The organism is Rhizobium johnstonii 3841, from assembly GCF_000009265.1.
Classification (GTDB): Bacteria; Pseudomonadota; Alphaproteobacteria; order Rhizobiales; family Rhizobiaceae; genus Rhizobium; species Rhizobium acaciae.
In genome coordinates, this window is record NC_008380.1 from 4,947,280 (window position 1) to 4,962,301 (window position 15,022).

Genomic DNA, 15,022 nt, shown 5'->3' on the forward strand with positions numbered 1-15,022 from the left:
AGCCGGGGTGAACGACACTCGGGCCAAGCTATGCAAACGGGCTAATCCCTGTCCAGGACGTGACCCGACGTGATCAAGACCATCGATACCCTCTCCGCGACAGCCATGTCGAAAATTTGGACACCCTCGAGAAAATTCAAGTCAAGAGGCATGCGCCGCCGCCCGGCGAGCTTGTCTGGGCGGCGGAAATGACGAAAATGCCGGCACCTGGTTCCGGCACTGCAAGAGCTCTTCGATTTCAGAAAAACGAAAGACGCATGATCGCCTGAGGATGCGTCTGGCGGCGGTTTGGGCGGTTGTGGCCCACGCCGCTTCCGCTCGAGATCAAGGTCGCTCGGGCGTGTTTTGGGTGGCGTGAAAAAAGTACGGAAGAATGATGGGGATCGGAATGCCGATCGCCATAACAAAATGGCTCTCGTGACCATTCTCCTTTTGACATTCGAGTGTCAGGAGAATGCCGAGACATATTAAATGTTCCGGAATTCAATAAAGGCAAAAAGCGCCACAGCGCCGGCACCTGCCGACGCTTAATCATCCGCCGGATTACCCGACGACACCGCAAACCATGGCTACGACGAACAGAAATGCCGCGGTGAAGATCGCGCCATGAAGCATCGTCTGAAGCCTGTGGCGCGTGGTGAGCGGCTTCTTGGTCGGTACGGAACCATACTGGTTCACGTGAGCATGCGAAATACCCAGATCTGCCATATGTCGCCTCCGTTGTTTCTCGTGCGGCCGGTTGTGCGGCTCGCGCTTATATTCTTATTTTCTCTATCAAGTAGGTAGAGATAAATTTCCGTCCAGAGCGAGCGGAAGAGAAAATTCAACCAGCCCTTTTAGCAGAGCGTGCGCCATGCCCAAATCAACGAGCGCTCGACGGCGTTCTCGGTCTGCGACGGGTTGGAGGAAGTCTCGATCAGCCGACGGTCCTTTTCCGCAGGAATGGATGCCGAAATCTGTTCCCGGCGATCGGCTTTAACAGGAGGATCGAGGTAACCCATGGTCATTCCACCGAGAAAGAACATGCAATCAACCTCCATCGATCACGAAAGCTAACAAACGTTAACGGGATCATGACAGAAGCAAGGCAGCTGTCAATAGTCTAGTCGAATGGTCGTCTTTTAGGGAAGCATTATCCTTAACAACGCCACCGGTATTTTCTCTTCAAGGGTTTGAAAATATTGACTTTCAGGCTTTGACGAAACCCTTACTCGCGATCATCAAATTTCTCGTATAGTCCTCGTGAACGGCGCCTGCCGCCAGTTCCTGCGAGCTCAGCCGCTCGACGACGGCGCCGTTGCGCATCACGGCGAGCCTTTCGCACATGTGGGTGATGACACCAAGATCATGGCTGACCATCACGAAGGTGAGCTTGCGGTCGCGTCGGATCTCTTCCAGCAGGTTCAGCACCTCGGCCTGCACCGAGGCGTCGAGCGCCGATGTCGGCTCGTCGAGCAGCAGGATCGACGGTTCCACGATCAGCGCCCGGGCGATCGCCACGCGCTGGCGCTGGCCGCCGGAGAGCTGGTGCGGGTAGCGGAAACGGAAACCATTGCCGAGGCCGACCTCGTCAAGCGCGCGGGCAATCCGCTTATCGCCGTCGGCGATGCCGTGGATCGCAAGCGGTTCGAGCAGAAGCCGGTCGATCGTCTGACGCGGATGCAGTGAACCATAAGGGTCCTGGAAGACCATTTGCACGCGCCGATAGAAGACTTTGCTGCGTTTCGAACCTTTCAGCGGCTCGCCATCGATGTTGATCGCGCCCCCGTTGACCGGCGCAAGTCCGGCAACGGCTCGCAGCAAGGTCGACTTTCCCGAGCCGGATTCGCCGACGAGACCAAAGGATTCGCCGCGTTCGACAGTGATGCTGACATTCTTCAGGGCATGAAAATGGTCGTAGATGACGCTGAGATCGTCGATCTCGAGAGCTGCGCTCATGCCGCCCACTCCGGCTTGCGGTCGAGCACCGGCAGCGGGTGGCGGTTTGCGCCGATCTCGGGCATGCAGTTCAGCAGACCCTGCGTATAGGGATGCTGTGCATGTTTGAGATCGGCCGCCGCCAGTTCCTCGACGATCTTTCCGGCATACATGACAATGACGCGATCGCAGAAGGAAGAGACCAGCCTCAGATCGTGGGAGACGAAGATCAGCCCCATGCCGCGCTCGGACACCAGCCTGTCCATGATCCTCAGCACGTCGAGCTGCACCGTCACGTCGAGCGCCGAGGTCGGCTCGTCGGCAATCAGCAGTTCCGGCCCGGCAATCAGCATCATGGCGATCATCGCACGCTGCCCCATGCCGCCCGAGACCTCGTGCGGATGCAGGTCGAAGACGCGTTTCGGGTCGCGGATCTGCACCGCTTCCAGCATAGCGAGCGCGCGCTCGCGCGCCTCCGCCTTGCCGACCCTCTCATGCGTGCGCAGCGTTTCGCAGATCTGCCGTCCGATCGACATGACGGGATCGAGCGAATATTTCGGATCCTGCAGGATCATGGCGATGCGCTTGCCGCGCAGCCTGCGCCTTTCGCCGGCCGAGGCATTGATAAGATCGATGCCGTTGAAATTGAGCCTGTCGGCCGTGACGATGCCGTGTTTCGGCGTCAGGCCCATGATTGCGCGTCCGGTCTGCGACTTGCCGGAACCGGATTCGCCGACGATGCCGAGCCTTTCCTTGCCGAGCGTGAAGGAGACGCCGCGCACGGCCTCGATCACGCCTGTGCGCGTGGGGTAGCTGACCTTGAGCTTGTCCACCGTCAGAAGTGTCGTCATTGGCCGCTCTCCTTCGGATCGAGCGCGTCGCGCAGGCCGTCGCCGAGGAGATTGAAGCCGAGGCTGACGATGAGGATGGCGATGCCCGGCATCGCCGCGACCCACCATTGATCGAGGATGAAGCGCCGTCCCGAGGCGATCATCGCACCCCATTCCGGCAGCGGCGGCTGCGCCCCCAGGCCGAGGAAACCGAGACCGGCCGCCGTCAGGATGATGCCCGCCATGTCGAGCGTCACGCGCACGATCAGCGAGGAAATACAGAGCGGCATGACATGGCGCACGATAATGCGAAGCGGCGAGGCGCCCATCAGCTTCACCGCCGAAATATAGTCGGAACGCCGGACCGTCAGCGTCTCGGCGCGGGCGATGCGGGCATAGGGCGGCCAGGAGGTGATGGCAATGGCGATGATCGCGTTCTGGATGCCGGGACCGAGGGCTGCGACGAAGGCGAGCGCCAGCACCAGCTTCGGAAAGGCGAGGAAGATATCGGTGATGCGCATCAGCGTCGCATCCACCCACCCTCCGGCGTAACCGGAGACCGTGCCGACGATCAGCCCGACCGGCGCCGAGATGACGGCAACGAGCACGACGACGAGCAGCGTCAATCGCGATCCGTAGATCAGCCGCGAATAGATATCACGGCCCTGATCGTCCGAACCGAGCCAGAACTCCCCCGTGCCGGGCGGCAGCAGCCGGGCATTGCGCAGATCGCCGACAACGGGATTATGCGTGGCGAGCACATCGGCAAAGGCAGCGATGAAAAGCAGCGCCACGATGATCAGCAGGCCGACGACCGCGAGCCTGTTGGCCGTAAACTGCCGCCAGGTGACATAGGTGCGGCCGAGGCGGGCCTGCAGGCGCGATTGCGGCCGGTCGGAGAGCAGCCATTCGCGGCGGCTCATCGGCTGGGATGGGTTGGCGGGAACCGTCATCGGTTTCGCGTCCTCGGGTCGAGCGTCCGATAGAGAAGATCGGACAGAAGGTTGATGCCGATGAAGACCGTGCCGATGACGATCGTGCCGCCGAGCACGGCGTTCATATCGGCGTTCTGCAGCGAATTGGTGATGTAGAGCCCGATGCCCGGCCAGGAAAAGACGGTCTCGGTCAGCACCGATCCTTCGAGCAGGCCGGCATAGGAAAGCGCAATCACGGTGACCAGCGGCACGGCGGCATTGCGCAGCGCATGGCCCCAGATCACCCGCGTTTCCGAAAGCCCTTTGGCGCGCGCGGCAACGATATATTCCTGGGAAAGCTCGTTCAGCATGAAGCTGCGCGTCATGCGGCTGATATAGGCGAGCGAGAAATAGCCGAGCAGCGAGGCAGGCAGGATGATGTGGCGGAAGACATCATAGAAGACGTCCCATTGCCCCTGCCAGGCGCTGTCGAGCAGGTAGAGGCCGGTGATCGGCGTGAACGTATATTCGAAGACGATGTCGATGCGGCCGGGAAAGGCCACCCAGCGCAGCCGCGCATAGAAGATGACGAGCGAGATTAGCGCCAGCCAGAAGATCGGCACCGAGTAACCGACGAGGCCGATGACGCGCACCACCTGGTCGGCAATGCTGCCGCGGCGCACCGCGGCGAGAACGCCGAGCGGTACGCCGACGAAGGCGCCGATGAGCGTTCCGAACGTCGCGAGCTCGATTGTCGCCGGCAGGACACGGCGGATATCGACCATCACAGGATTGGTCGTCAGCACCGAATTGCCGAAATCGCCGGACAGGATGCCTTTGATATAGATGAAGAACTGCTGATAGAGCGGCAGGTTGAAGCCCATCTCCTCGCGCACGCGCTCGACGACATGGTTGGGCGCGCGGTCGCCAAGGATGGCGAGCACGGGATCGATCGGCACGACGCGGCCGATGAAGAAGGTGACGGCCAGCAGGCCGAGATAGGTGGTGACGGCGGCAAACAGAAACCGCCCTAACGCCTTCGCAAAGGCCCTAGCACGGCCCTTCCGGGGCCGCGCCTCCTGCGTTGTTTCGACGGTGCTCAAGCGACCAATCCTGCCGGACTATTCCTTGGCGATCGGACCGACGAAATTGGTGTCGAAGCTCGGACCCAGTTTGAAGTCCTTCAGGCTCTTGCGGTAGCCGGCCACCTCGATCTGCTGGAAGATGAAGACGAAGGGGCTGTTTGCCAGGTACTTCTTCTGGATGTCCTGATATATGGCGGCGCGCTTGGCAGCGTCGCGTTCCAGAAGGGCTGCCTTGGCTTGCTTGTCGAGTTCCGGCGCTTCCCAGGTGTTGCGCCATGCGAGCGTCTTCACCGTGCCGGCATCGGAATTGTCGGGGTTGCCGGTAAAGGTGTCGGCATTGGAATTCGGGTCGAAATAATCAGAGCCCCAGTTGCCGATATACATATCGTGGGTGCGGGCACGATATTTGGTCAGCGTCTGCTTGCCGTCGCCGGGGATAATTTCCATCTTGACGCCGGCCTGCGCCAGCGTCTGCTGCATGGATTCGGCAATACCCGTCACCGGCTGCGTGTTGCGCACATCCATGGTGATCGAGAAACCATCGGGTACGCCGGCCTTGGCCAGCAGTTCCTTGGCCTTGGCGACATCGAGCTTGTAGGGATTCTCGTCGAGTTCACCAAGCTGCCCCTTCGGCAGGAAAGTCTGGTGGATTTCGCCGATCCCTTTTATCAAGGTCGCACCGATCGCGTCGTAGTCGACCAGATACTTGAAGGCTTCCTGGACTTCCGGCTTCTTCAGGTTCTCGTTCTTGTTGTTCAGGCTGACATAATAGATCGTGCTCTTCGGTGCACTCGTCGTCGCCAGATCGGCATTCTTCGACACCGCATCGAGGTCGCCCGGCTCGAGATTGCGCGCGATATCGATGTCGCCAGCTTCGAGCGCCAGCCGCTGGGCCGAACTTTCCTTCATGTAGCGGTAGATGACGCGGTTGAGCTTTGGCTTGTCGCCATAATAATTGTCATTGCGCTCCAGCACGACGACTTCGTTGGCGCGCCATTCACGCATCTTGTAGGGGCCGGAACCGGCATAGCCGGTCTTCAGCCATTCGTTGCCAAAGTCGTTGTCGTATTTGTGCTCGGCATCGGGCGTCACCGCCTTCACATGCTCCAGCACCAGCTTCTTGTCGACGACGGAAGCGACCGTTGCCGTCAGGCAGTTGAGCACAAAGCTCGGCGCATAGGCCTTGTCGACCGTGAAGACGAAGGTGCCGGCATCGGCCGCCTTGGCCTTTTCCGTGACGTTGTCGCCGGTCAGGCCGAACTGGGTGAGGATGAAGGCCGGGCTCTTGTCGAGCTTGACGGCGCGCTCGAACGAATAAGCGACGTCTTCGGCGGTGATCGGGTTGCCGGAGGCGAATTTCAGGCCGGACTTCAGCTTGAACGTATAGGTCAGACCGTCATCGGAAACACTCCAGCTCTCGGCCAGATCGCCCTTCACCTTGGACGTGTCGTCCATATCGAGACGGACGAGCAGGCTGTAGCTGTTGGTGGTGATTTCGGCCGTCGAAAGCTCAAAAGCCTCACCCGGATCCATCGTGATGATATCGTCGATGGCGAAACCTTCGACCAGCGTATCCTTCGGCGTCTCGGCAAAGGCCGAGGGTGCGGCCATCATCAGCAGTGAAAGCGCAGCTCCCGCGGAAAGCATGCGGAAATTGCGGTTGAGCTTGGTCATCATCATGGTCTGTTCCCCTGTTTTTTGATTGGATACGAAAGGCTTAGGCGTGGTCCTCTCGCCAAGCCTGAGCCAGAATGCGAAGCCAGTTTTCACGGGCGAGTTTTGCCAGGTCGGCGTCAGCATAGCCAACCTCTCTGAGAGCGGCAATCAGCTTCTGATTACCGGCTGCATCACCGATTTCCTCAGGAATGGTGGCCCCGTCGAAGTCCGATCCGAGCGCCACGCAGTCGATGCCGATGCGGTTCACAAGATAGTCGATGTGGCGGATCATGTCGGCAAGCGGCGTATCGCTGTCCGAGCGGCCGTCGGCACGCAGCATGGCGGTGGCATAATTGATGCCGACGAGCCCGCGGCTTTCGCGGATCGCATCGAGCTGCTTGTCCGTCAGGTTGCGCGCAACAGGCGTCAGGGCGTGGGCATTGGAATGGCTGGCGACCAGCGGCTGGTCCGTCTTCTTCGCCACGTCCCAGAAACCCTTCTCGGTGATATGGGCAAGGTCGATCAGGATACCGAGACGATTGCATTCCCTGACCAGCGCGAAGCCGGCATCGGTGAGGCCCGGCGCCGTGTCCGGCGACATCGGGAAGGCGAAGGGCACGCCGTGACCGAAGACATTGTGCCGGCTCCAGACCGGACCGAGCGACCGCAGCCCTGCGGCATAGAAGACCTCGAGCGCCGACAGATCGGCGCCGATCGCCTCGCAGCCTTCCATATGCATGACGGCGGCGAAAATGTCGTCCGCCATGGCGCCACGGATATCCTTCACCGTCCGGCAGAGCCGCCAGGCGCCGGCCTGGTCGAGCCGCAGCGCGATCGCCGCCATTTCATTGGCGATGGCAAGGGAAGGCAACGGATCGAGACGGGCCGCCATCGGCGTCACATAGCGGCCATCGGCATCCGGATCGGCGAAGACGAGATCGCCTGAAGGAATATAGATGGCGCAGAGACCGCCCGAAAGACCGCCCTCTCTGGCACGATGCGCATCGATATGGCCGACCGTCGTGCCGTCTGCGAATTCCGCGATCGGGTCGCTGCCGTCTTTTGAATGTGTCCAGAGTCGAAGGAGAACGTCGTTGTGACCGTCAAATACGAATTGCATCTGTCTTCCTGCGCTGCCCTACTGCATAATTCCTTAAATCGGAATCGATTTAAGAATAAAATTATGCAGCATTCAAAGTGCTACAGCGTCCTTTGCGCGTCTTTTCAGACGCGCGGCGCTGCAGAGGGCGAATGAAGCGGCAGAATAGAAAAGCTGACGGAATTCGCCACTTCTTTTTTTAGAAATCCGTCAACGCTGAAAACGAGGCGGGGGCCGAAGCCCCCGCAAGAAAACCATGGCAGGCCAGAGATCAGTGCTTGCGGCGTTTCTTCTGTCTGTAGACGTCGATGACGACAGCCGCGACGATGATGAGGCCCTTGACGATCTCCTGGTAATAGGCGTCGATCCTGAGGAACGTGAAGCCGGAGGTCATGACGCCGAGGATGATGGTGCCGATGACGGTGCCGGTGATGCGCCCGACACCGCCGGTGAGCGAGGTGCCGCCGATGACGGTCGCGGCGATCGCGTCGAGTTCATATCCGACACCCATGCTGGCCTGTGCGGTTTCAGCACGGGCCGCCGTGACGATACCGGCAAGACCGGCGAGCAGTCCGGCAATCACATAGACCTTGACGAGATGCGCCTCGATGTTGATGCCGGAAACACGCGCGGCCTGCGGATTCGCGCCGATGGCATAGGTGAACTTTCCATAACGCGTATAGCGCAGCGCAATGTGAAAGATCAGTGCGACGACCAGGAAGACGACAACCGGCCAGGCTTTCGTTCCTATGAAATGAAACTGCTCGGTGATCCCGGAAACCGGCTGTCCCTTCGTATACCACTTCGCCACGCCTCTGGCCGAAACGAACATACCAAGCGTGGCAATGAACGGCGGGATCTTCGTGTAGGCGATGAGCGCGCCGTTCGCGAGACCGGCAGCCGCCCCGATCAGCAGACCAACGACGATCGGCACGAAAGCCGGCAGGTCGGTCAGCGAGGGAAAGACGGCCCGTCCCCAGGTCGAGGACTGGGCAAAGCTCGTTGCGATCATCGCCGTCATGCCGACGACCGACCCCGACGAAAGATCGATGCCGCCGGTGATGATGACCTGCGTAACGCCGACGGCGATGATGCCGATAACGGAGACCTGCAGGATCATGATCGTCAGACGCTGCGAATTCATGAGGAAGCTTTGGCCGATGAACATCCAGCCAAGCACTTCGTAGATGAGCGCGATGCCGACGAGCACGAGGAAAATGCTGAGCTCCGTCGGTATGCGCCGCCGCCTTTGCCGGGTTGCGAGCGGAGCCGCGCCCTCTGCTGCCTTGGTAGTCATGTCAAACCTCCCTTGGGCGATCGCCGTCAACGCATCACTGCGCAGCCAGCTCCATCACCTTGATCTGCGTTGCTTCGTCGCGATTGAGGAAACCGGTCACGCGTCCCTCGTGCATGACCATGATGCGGTCGCTCATCCCGAGAACCTCAGGCATCTCGGACGAGATCATCACCACCGCCACACCGTCTCGCGCCATCTCCGTGACCAACCGGTGGATTTCCGCCTTGGCGCCGACATCGATGCCGCGCGTCGGCTCGTCGAGGATGAGGATGCGCGGATTGGTGAGCAGCCAGCGCCCGATCAGCACCTTCTGCTGATTGCCGCCCGAAAGATTTTCCACCCGCTCGTAAAGATTGGGCGTTTTCACGCGCAGCTTTTTTGCCATGTCTTCGCAGGTTGCCTCGACGGCGCCCTGCTGCACGAAGCCGCCCTTGACATATCTGTCCTGCAGAACGGCGATCTGCATGTTCTCGAGAATATCGAGGATCAGCAGGCAGCCGGTATCTTTCCGGTCTTCGGTCAGGAACGCCATCCGATTGCGGATGGCCTCGGTCGGCGAAGAAATGGCCACCGGTTTGCCGTAGAGTTCGATCGAGCCGGAACTTGCCGGCGTCACCCCAAACAGCGTCTCGGCGACATTCGACCGGCCAGAGCCGACGAGGCCGGCCACGCCGAGGATTTCGCCGGCCCTGACCTCGAAGGAGACGTTCTTGAAGACGCCGTTGAGACACAAATCCTTGACGGAAAGCATGACCTCGCCGATCGGCACCTCTTCCTTGGGAAACATCTGGGTGATCTCGCGCCCGACCATCATGCGGATGATGTCGTCGCGGGTGACGTCGGTCGAGGCATGCGTGCCGATATATCGCCCGTCACGGAAGACGGAGAACTCGTCGGCGATCTCGAAAAGCTCGTTCATCTTGTGGGTGATGTAGACGATGCCGATACCCTGGGCCTTGAGGTCGCGGATGATACGGAAAAGATGCTCGACCTCGCGCTCGGTCAGCGCCGAAGTCGGCTCGTCCATGATCAGCACATCGGAATTATAGGAAACCGCCTTGGCGATCTCGACCATCTGCCGGTTGGCGACCGAGAGGAATCGGACCTCGATATCAGGATCGATTGCGATATTGAGCCGAGTAAACAATTCCTCGGTCATGCGGTGCATCACGCCGTGATCGATGAAACCGAGGCGGTTCTTCGGTTCGCGGCGAATCCAGATATTTTCGGCAACCGTCATGAACGGCATCAGGTTCAGCTCCTGATGGATCATGGCAATCCCATTCTCGAGTGCGTCGAGCGGAGATTTCAGCTGGATCTCGATCCCTTTCAGGCGAATATCGCCCTTGTCCGGCGTATAGATGCCGGCGAGGATCTTCATCAATGTCGATTTGCCGGCGCCGTTTTCGCCCATCAGCGCATGCACGGAGGCGCGCTTTAGCCGGAACTGCACATCGTCGAGTGCGACGACACCAGGAAATTCCTTGCGGACACCCTCGGCGCTCAAGAGATATTCCGCATTCGGGACTGCGCCGCTCGCGCGCACGGCGGCCATGGTTGTCGGGCTGACGGCCATATCATCTCCTCCGGATACGGGTAAGCGAAAAGGATGCGGGCAAAGCCCGCATCCTGTGTGGCATCCGCCTTAGTTCTTGGTGACGAAGTCCTTGACGTTGGCAGGCGTGACGAGCTGGAAGGGAATGTAGACCTTCTTTTCGATCTTCTCGCCTTTAGCGAGCTTGAGCGCTGCATCGAGAGAGCCCTTGCCCTGGCCGGCGGCATCCTGGAACACCGTGACGTCGAGATCGCCCGCCTGCATGGCGGCAAGCGCGTCCTGCGTGGCATCGACACCGCCGACGACGACCTTGGTCATATCCTTGCCGGCCGCCTTCAGCGCCTGGATGGCGCCGATCGCCATTTCGTCGTTGTTGGAGATCACGGCGTCGAATTCAATGCCGCTGGAGAGCCAGTTGGTCATCAGGTCGGCGCCCTGGGTGCGGTCCCAGTTGGCGGTCTGCTCTTCGACGATCTCCAGGCCCTTGCATTCATCCGTCTTGATGACGTCATGAACGTCCTGGGTCCGCATGCGCGCGGCCTGGTTGGAGAGCTCGCCCATGATGACGACGGCCTTGCCCTTGCCGCCGAGAATGCGGCAGATTTCCTTGGTTTCCAGCGTGCCGGATTCCTGCTCGTTGGAAGCAACGAAGGCCTGATTGTCCGGCAGCGTGTCGACGTTGACCGGCTGGCGGTTGACGTAAACCAGCGGAATGCCGGCATCGGCCGCGAGCTTCGACATCGCCGTGGTCGCATCGGTATCGACAGGGTTGACGATGATTGCATCGACCTTGGAGGCGATGAAATTCTGGATCTGGCTCTGCTGCTTGGAAACGTCGTTCTGTGCGTCTTCGACCTGCAGCGTCACGCCGCTCAGTGTCTTTGCATAATCGGTCATGCCGTTGCGCAGAACCGTCAGGAAATTGTCGTCGAATTTCGCCATCGAGACGCCGACAGTTTCCGCGTGAGCGGCCGTCGACAGGACGAGCGCCATCGCGGTGCCCAGGATAAACTTTTTCATTTTCACTTCCTCCACAAAGCGGTGCCCGGCTGCACCCTCCTCACGCCGGAGCTCCAGGCATTTGCTCTGAAGCCGCAATTCCCCGCGCCACCTCTCCCGCGGCGCTCCGCAAAACGGAACAAACAAACCGTAAAATCTGTTCTGCGGAATATTCATTCCATTTTCTGGGAACGACGTCAAGTATCTTTAGCGGCGGCGAGATATGGAGGAGAGCGCAATGCCATGCGAGGCTTCAGGACCGACACCCGCATTGTCGGTGTTGTGAAAGACGAAACGAGCATCCATCTATGGGAGGGTCGAAGAAAGGCTCTCGGCCGCAGACGCCTTCGACCTCTCGCCGCGACCCAATCATTTGAAGATTTTGGAGACAGGACAAATGTCCATTTCGATGTATCGCCTCACCGTTCCGATGTTCCAGCGCGGCCTCAACAGCCTGAAAACCTACCTCGACAAGGCCGAGGCCTATGCGAAGGAAAAGAATATTGATCCTGCTATATTGGTGACTGCTCGCCTTGCACCCGACATGCTGCCGCTCTCCGGCCAGTATCAGCGCGCCAGCGACACCGCCAAATTTGCGCTCGCCCGCCTGACCGCGACCGATGCCCCGAAATTCGAGGACAACGAAGCGACATTCGACGACCTGCGCGAGCGCCTGGCAAAGACCGAAGCCTATCTCGCCGGTTTCTCGGCGCAAGCACTGGAAGGCACAGAAGCTCGCCAGATCACCCTTCCGGGAAAGAGTGGTATCGTGCTGCCGGGTGGCGAATATATCGCCACCTTCGCCCTGCCGAACTTCTATTTCCACGTCGCGACGGCCCACGCCATCCTGCGTAACCAGGGTGCGCCGATCGGCAAGCGCGATTATCTCGGCTAAGTGATATCAGGGCCGGTGCGTCACCGGCCCTCTTTCCGTCAGTTCGGTATAGGCGAGCGTCTGATCGAGATGGCATGCTCGGAGCGACAGCAGCTTCTCGGCATAGTCGAGCCGTATCGCCGCATAGGCCGGATTCGCCGCGACATTGTCGAGTTCCATCGGATCGTCGGCAAGATTGAAGAGCAGCGGCGGCAATGCGGTAAAATGCACATATTTGAACCGCGCGTCGCGGATCACCGCGAGATTGCATTCGTTGGACCGCAGCCCGAAATGCCGCTCGGCCTCGCCATGCGCAATGTCGCGGAAATCGAATTCCCAGAATGCCGCATCCCGCCAGCCCTGTCCGCTCCCACCCCTGACAAACGGCATGAGCGACCGGCCATCGAGCCCGTTCTTCGCGTCGATGCCGAGCCTTTGGCAAAGTGTCGGAAAAATATCGGCAGCGCTGGTGAATTTGTCGACGACCCCAACCGCAGCACTGCTTGCGGGATCGCGGATCACCAAAGGAATATGATAGCTGCCGTCGAAGAAGCCGCCCTTGCCGAGCGTCCAGTGATCGCCCGCCATCTCGGCGTGGTCCGAGGTGAAGATAACAAGTGTGTCGTCCCAGGCACCCGCATCCTTGAGGGCCTGCCAGATGCGGCTGAGCTGCGCATCGACCTCTGATATCATGCCGTAATAGATCGCCCGGATCGCGGCGAAATCCTCAGCGTTCCAGCCGCTGAGCTGCCCCCTTGCACCGTGGATAAAACTGCCCTTGTCAGAGCGTGGCATGGCATAGGCGAGATAGGGATGACCGTTCTCTTCCGCTTCGCAGCTTGCCGCGCGTGCAAAAACCGGTCCGTCCCCCGGCGTGAACATTCGGTTGAACGGCTCCGGCACGGAGAATGGCGGATGCGGACGCAAGAAAGAGACATGCGCGAACCACGGCTTGTCCTGTTCGCCCATCCAGCGAATGAACTCGCCGGCCAGGAATGCCGTCTGGGTCTCGTCGGCGGAATAGGCCGGCGCCGCATTTGAAATGTCGCCTGCTTCCGCGCCGACGGGAATATGGATATCGCGGCTGACGGCATCGGCATGGCCACGGGACCTGAGCCAGGAGAGCCATTGTTTCTCATGCTCCGGCAAAAGCTGGCGGGCGGTAAAACCCGGCAGCACGCCTTCGTAGGTCGTCAGATGCGGATCGCCGGCATCCATCCCGCGCGGATCGGGCGCCGTATCCGTGTAGCCGAACAGCGTCGGGTCGTATCCCGCCCGCCGGGCGGCCAGCGCCAGATTGTCGAAGCGGGCGTCGAGCGGCGAACCGTTGCGGCAGACGCGGTGGTTCATTTGATAGAGACCGGTATAGAGCGTGGCCCGCGCCGGTGAGCAGGGTGCCGCGCCGGCATAGTGCCGTCGGAAGAGCGTGCCTTCGCGCGCCAGCGCATCGACACCCGGCGTCTTTACGCAGGCATGACCGACGGCCGACAGGCAATCGCCGCGCCACTGGTCCGCAGTGATCAGCAGGATGTTTGGCCGGCGGGCTTTCTCGATGCTGGTTGGCTCAATGCTGGTTGGATTTTGCATGCCAGTCCCAGGCAGAGCGGATGATCTCAGACAGATCATACTGCGGCACCCAGCCGAGCACGTCGCGCGCCTTGTCGTTATTGGCGACCAGCGTATGCGAATCGCCTTCGCGACGGCCGATATATTCGACCGGGAAAGGCCGGTTCGACACGTCCTCGATCGCACCGAGCAATTCCTTGACTGTCGTGCCGGTGCCGGTGCCAAGGTTGAGCGCGACGGAATCGCCGCCCTTCAACAGATATTCGACGGCGCGCACATGTGCATCGGCAAGATCGAGCACATGGATATAGTCGCGCACACAGGTGCCGTCACGGGTCTCGTAATCGCTGCCGAACACCTTGAAACCCTGACGGCGGCCGAGTGCCGCGTCGATCGCCAGCGGTATCGCATGCGTTTCCGGCTGATGCCATTCGCCGATCCGGCCCTCGAAATCGGCGCCGGCCGCATTGAAATAGCGCAGCACCACCGAGCGCAGGCTCCTGTACTGGTCGTAGTCGGCGAGCGCCTGCTCGACGATATATTTCGTCCGCCCGTAGGGATTGATCGGCACCTGCCGGTGCGTCTCGTCGAGCGGCACGCTCTGCGGCAGGCCGTAGGTCGCGCAGGTGGAGGAGAAGACGAAGGCATTGATGCCGGCCGCCTGTGCCGCCGAAAGCAGCGTCAAAGTGCCAATCACATTGTTCTCGTAGAAGGAAACCGGATCCTTGACCGATTCGCCGACCTCGATCAGCGCCGCGAAATGCAGGATCGCCGCCGGCTTGTGCTTGGCCAGCACCTCATCCAGCCGGGCGCGATCGCGAATATCGCCCTCTTCGGCCGGCCCCCATTTGACGAACTCGCGATGGCCGTTCGAAAAATTGTCGAAGACGACAGGCGTATAGCCCTTGTTCGCCAGGTCGAGGCACGTATGCGAGCCGATATAGCCGGCGCCGCCGACGACAAGAACCGTTTCACCTGCCATGCACCACCCTTATTTTTCATTGAGAGATGGGAGAAACCTAGACGAGATAGACGTCAATAAAAAGAAGGAACTGCGATCGGCGTCAACGGACAATACGTCAAATGCCGAAGCCACACTCGACCAGGTGCGATCAGCCACTCGCGCAATTTGTACCGGATCAGGAAGAAACACAAATTATTCGCGTGATTTGCATAGCGGCCCGATCTAAGGCGCTTGCACCATCATGTGATGATCAACGGTCCGCAGCC

Annotated in this window: 14 protein-coding genes; 1 reads left to right on the forward strand and 13 read right to left on the reverse strand. The window is 60.3% G+C overall.

The window, feature by feature from the left end:
* Positions 1 to 543: 543 nt before the first annotated feature.
* The 11 genes from RL_RS40245 to RL_RS23965 form a co-directional block, all read right to left on the reverse strand.
* Positions 544 to 708: a hypothetical protein gene (locus tag RL_RS40245; protein WP_003543858.1), complete on the reverse strand. Its 165-nt coding sequence runs from the start codon at positions 706 to 708 to the stop codon at positions 544 to 546.
* 128 nt (positions 709 to 836) lie between these two features.
* Positions 837 to 1,025 (reverse strand): hypothetical protein, encoded by a 189-nt coding sequence (locus RL_RS23920; RefSeq protein ID WP_003543859.1) that lies wholly within the window; start codon positions 1,023 to 1,025, stop codon positions 837 to 839.
* A 163-nt stretch (positions 1,026 to 1,188) separates the two neighbouring features.
* Positions 1,189 to 1,938, reverse strand: a complete 750-nt coding sequence (locus tag RL_RS23925; RefSeq protein WP_011653991.1) for an ABC transporter ATP-binding protein — start codon at positions 1,936 to 1,938, stop codon at positions 1,189 to 1,191.
* Positions 1,935 to 2,768, reverse strand: coding sequence for an ABC transporter ATP-binding protein (locus RL_RS23930; RefSeq protein ID WP_011653992.1), 834 nt, complete (start codon positions 2,766 to 2,768; stop codon positions 1,935 to 1,937). The genes RL_RS23925 and RL_RS23930 overlap by 4 nt, the downstream gene beginning before the upstream one ends.
* Complete coding sequence (locus RL_RS23935) at positions 2,765 to 3,700, reverse strand: ABC transporter permease (RefSeq protein ID WP_003543863.1); 936 nt, start codon at positions 3,698 to 3,700, stop codon at positions 2,765 to 2,767. Before RL_RS23935 ends, RL_RS23930 begins: the two co-directional genes overlap by 4 nt.
* Positions 3,697 to 4,764: an ABC transporter permease gene (locus RL_RS23940; RefSeq protein WP_011653993.1), complete on the reverse strand. Its 1,068-nt coding sequence runs from the start codon at positions 4,762 to 4,764 to the stop codon at positions 3,697 to 3,699. The genes RL_RS23935 and RL_RS23940 overlap by 4 nt, the downstream gene beginning before the upstream one ends.
* An 18-nt stretch (positions 4,765 to 4,782) precedes the next feature.
* On the reverse strand, positions 4,783 to 6,426 hold the full coding sequence (locus RL_RS23945) for an ABC transporter substrate-binding protein (RefSeq protein WP_041936516.1): 1,644 nt from the start codon (positions 6,424 to 6,426) through the stop codon (positions 4,783 to 4,785).
* 37 nt (positions 6,427 to 6,463) lie between these two features.
* Positions 6,464 to 7,522 carry a dipeptidase gene (locus RL_RS23950; protein WP_011653995.1) on the reverse strand — a complete coding sequence of 353 codons (1,059 nt, stop codon included), beginning with the start codon at positions 7,520 to 7,522 and terminating at the stop codon, positions 6,464 to 6,466.
* Positions 7,523 to 7,772: 250 nt separating this feature from the next.
* Positions 7,773 to 8,798, reverse strand: a complete 1,026-nt coding sequence (locus RL_RS23955; protein WP_011653996.1) for an ABC transporter permease — start codon at positions 8,796 to 8,798, stop codon at positions 7,773 to 7,775.
* Positions 8,799 to 8,832: 34 nt separating this feature from the next.
* The gene (locus RL_RS23960) at positions 8,833 to 10,374 is read right to left on the reverse strand and encodes a sugar ABC transporter ATP-binding protein (protein WP_011653997.1); all 1,542 of its coding nucleotides are present in this window, start codon (positions 10,372 to 10,374) and stop codon (positions 8,833 to 8,835) included.
* A gap of 69 nt (positions 10,375 to 10,443) precedes the next feature.
* Entirely contained in the window at positions 10,444 to 11,373 is a 930-nt protein-coding gene (locus tag RL_RS23965; protein WP_011653998.1) for a sugar ABC transporter substrate-binding protein, read from the reverse strand.
* Between the two features lie 376 nt (positions 11,374 to 11,749).
* Here RL_RS23965 and RL_RS23970 point away from each other — a divergent pair, with 376 nt between their 5' ends.
* Positions 11,750 to 12,247: a DUF1993 domain-containing protein gene (locus tag RL_RS23970; RefSeq protein ID WP_011653999.1), complete on the forward strand. Its 498-nt coding sequence runs from the start codon at positions 11,750 to 11,752 to the stop codon at positions 12,245 to 12,247.
* A 6-nt stretch (positions 12,248 to 12,253) separates the two neighbouring features.
* On the opposite strand, the gene RL_RS23975 is transcribed toward RL_RS23970, so the two are convergent.
* Positions 12,254 to 13,813, reverse strand: coding sequence for an alkaline phosphatase family protein (locus RL_RS23975; protein ID WP_011654000.1), 1,560 nt, complete (start codon positions 13,811 to 13,813; stop codon positions 12,254 to 12,256).
* The gene (gene galE / locus RL_RS23980) at positions 13,791 to 14,774 is read right to left on the reverse strand and encodes a UDP-glucose 4-epimerase GalE (protein WP_011654001.1); all 984 of its coding nucleotides are present in this window, start codon (positions 14,772 to 14,774) and stop codon (positions 13,791 to 13,793) included. The genes RL_RS23975 and galE overlap by 23 nt, the downstream gene beginning before the upstream one ends.
* Positions 14,775 to 15,022 lie beyond the last annotated feature (248 nt).

Excerpts from the sequence above, each read along its gene's own strand:
- RL_RS23955 (WP_011653996.1), bottom strand. The coding sequence starts at position 8,798 with ATGACTACCAAGGCAGCAGAGGGCGCGGCTCCGCTCGCAACCCGGCAA.
- RL_RS23970 (WP_011653999.1), top strand. The coding sequence starts at position 11,750 with ATGTCCATTTCGATGTATCGCCTCACCGTTCCGATGTTCCAGCGCGGC.
- RL_RS23975 (WP_011654000.1), bottom strand. The coding sequence starts at position 13,813 with ATGCAAAATCCAACCAGCATTGAGCCAACCAGCATCGAGAAAGCCCGC.
- RL_RS40245 (WP_003543858.1), bottom strand. The coding sequence starts at position 708 with ATGGCAGATCTGGGTATTTCGCATGCTCACGTGAACCAGTATGGTTCC.
- RL_RS23960 (WP_011653997.1), bottom strand. The coding sequence starts at position 10,374 with ATGGCCGTCAGCCCGACAACCATGGCCGCCGTGCGCGCGAGCGGCGCA.
- galE (WP_011654001.1), bottom strand. The coding sequence starts at position 14,774 with ATGGCAGGTGAAACGGTTCTTGTCGTCGGCGGCGCCGGCTATATCGGC.
- RL_RS23930 (WP_011653992.1), bottom strand. The coding sequence starts at position 2,768 with ATGACGACACTTCTGACGGTGGACAAGCTCAAGGTCAGCTACCCCACG.
- RL_RS23950 (WP_011653995.1), bottom strand. The coding sequence starts at position 7,522 with ATGCAATTCGTATTTGACGGTCACAACGACGTTCTCCTTCGACTCTGG.
- RL_RS23945 (WP_041936516.1), bottom strand. The coding sequence starts at position 6,426 with ATGATGATGACCAAGCTCAACCGCAATTTCCGCATGCTTTCCGCGGGA.
- RL_RS23925 (WP_011653991.1), bottom strand. The coding sequence starts at position 1,938 with ATGAGCGCAGCTCTCGAGATCGACGATCTCAGCGTCATCTACGACCAT.
- RL_RS23920 (WP_003543859.1), bottom strand. The coding sequence starts at position 1,025 with ATGTTCTTTCTCGGTGGAATGACCATGGGTTACCTCGATCCTCCTGTT.
- RL_RS23965 (WP_011653998.1), bottom strand. The coding sequence starts at position 11,373 with ATGAAAAAGTTTATCCTGGGCACCGCGATGGCGCTCGTCCTGTCGACG.
- RL_RS23935 (WP_003543863.1), bottom strand. The coding sequence starts at position 3,700 with ATGACGGTTCCCGCCAACCCATCCCAGCCGATGAGCCGCCGCGAATGG.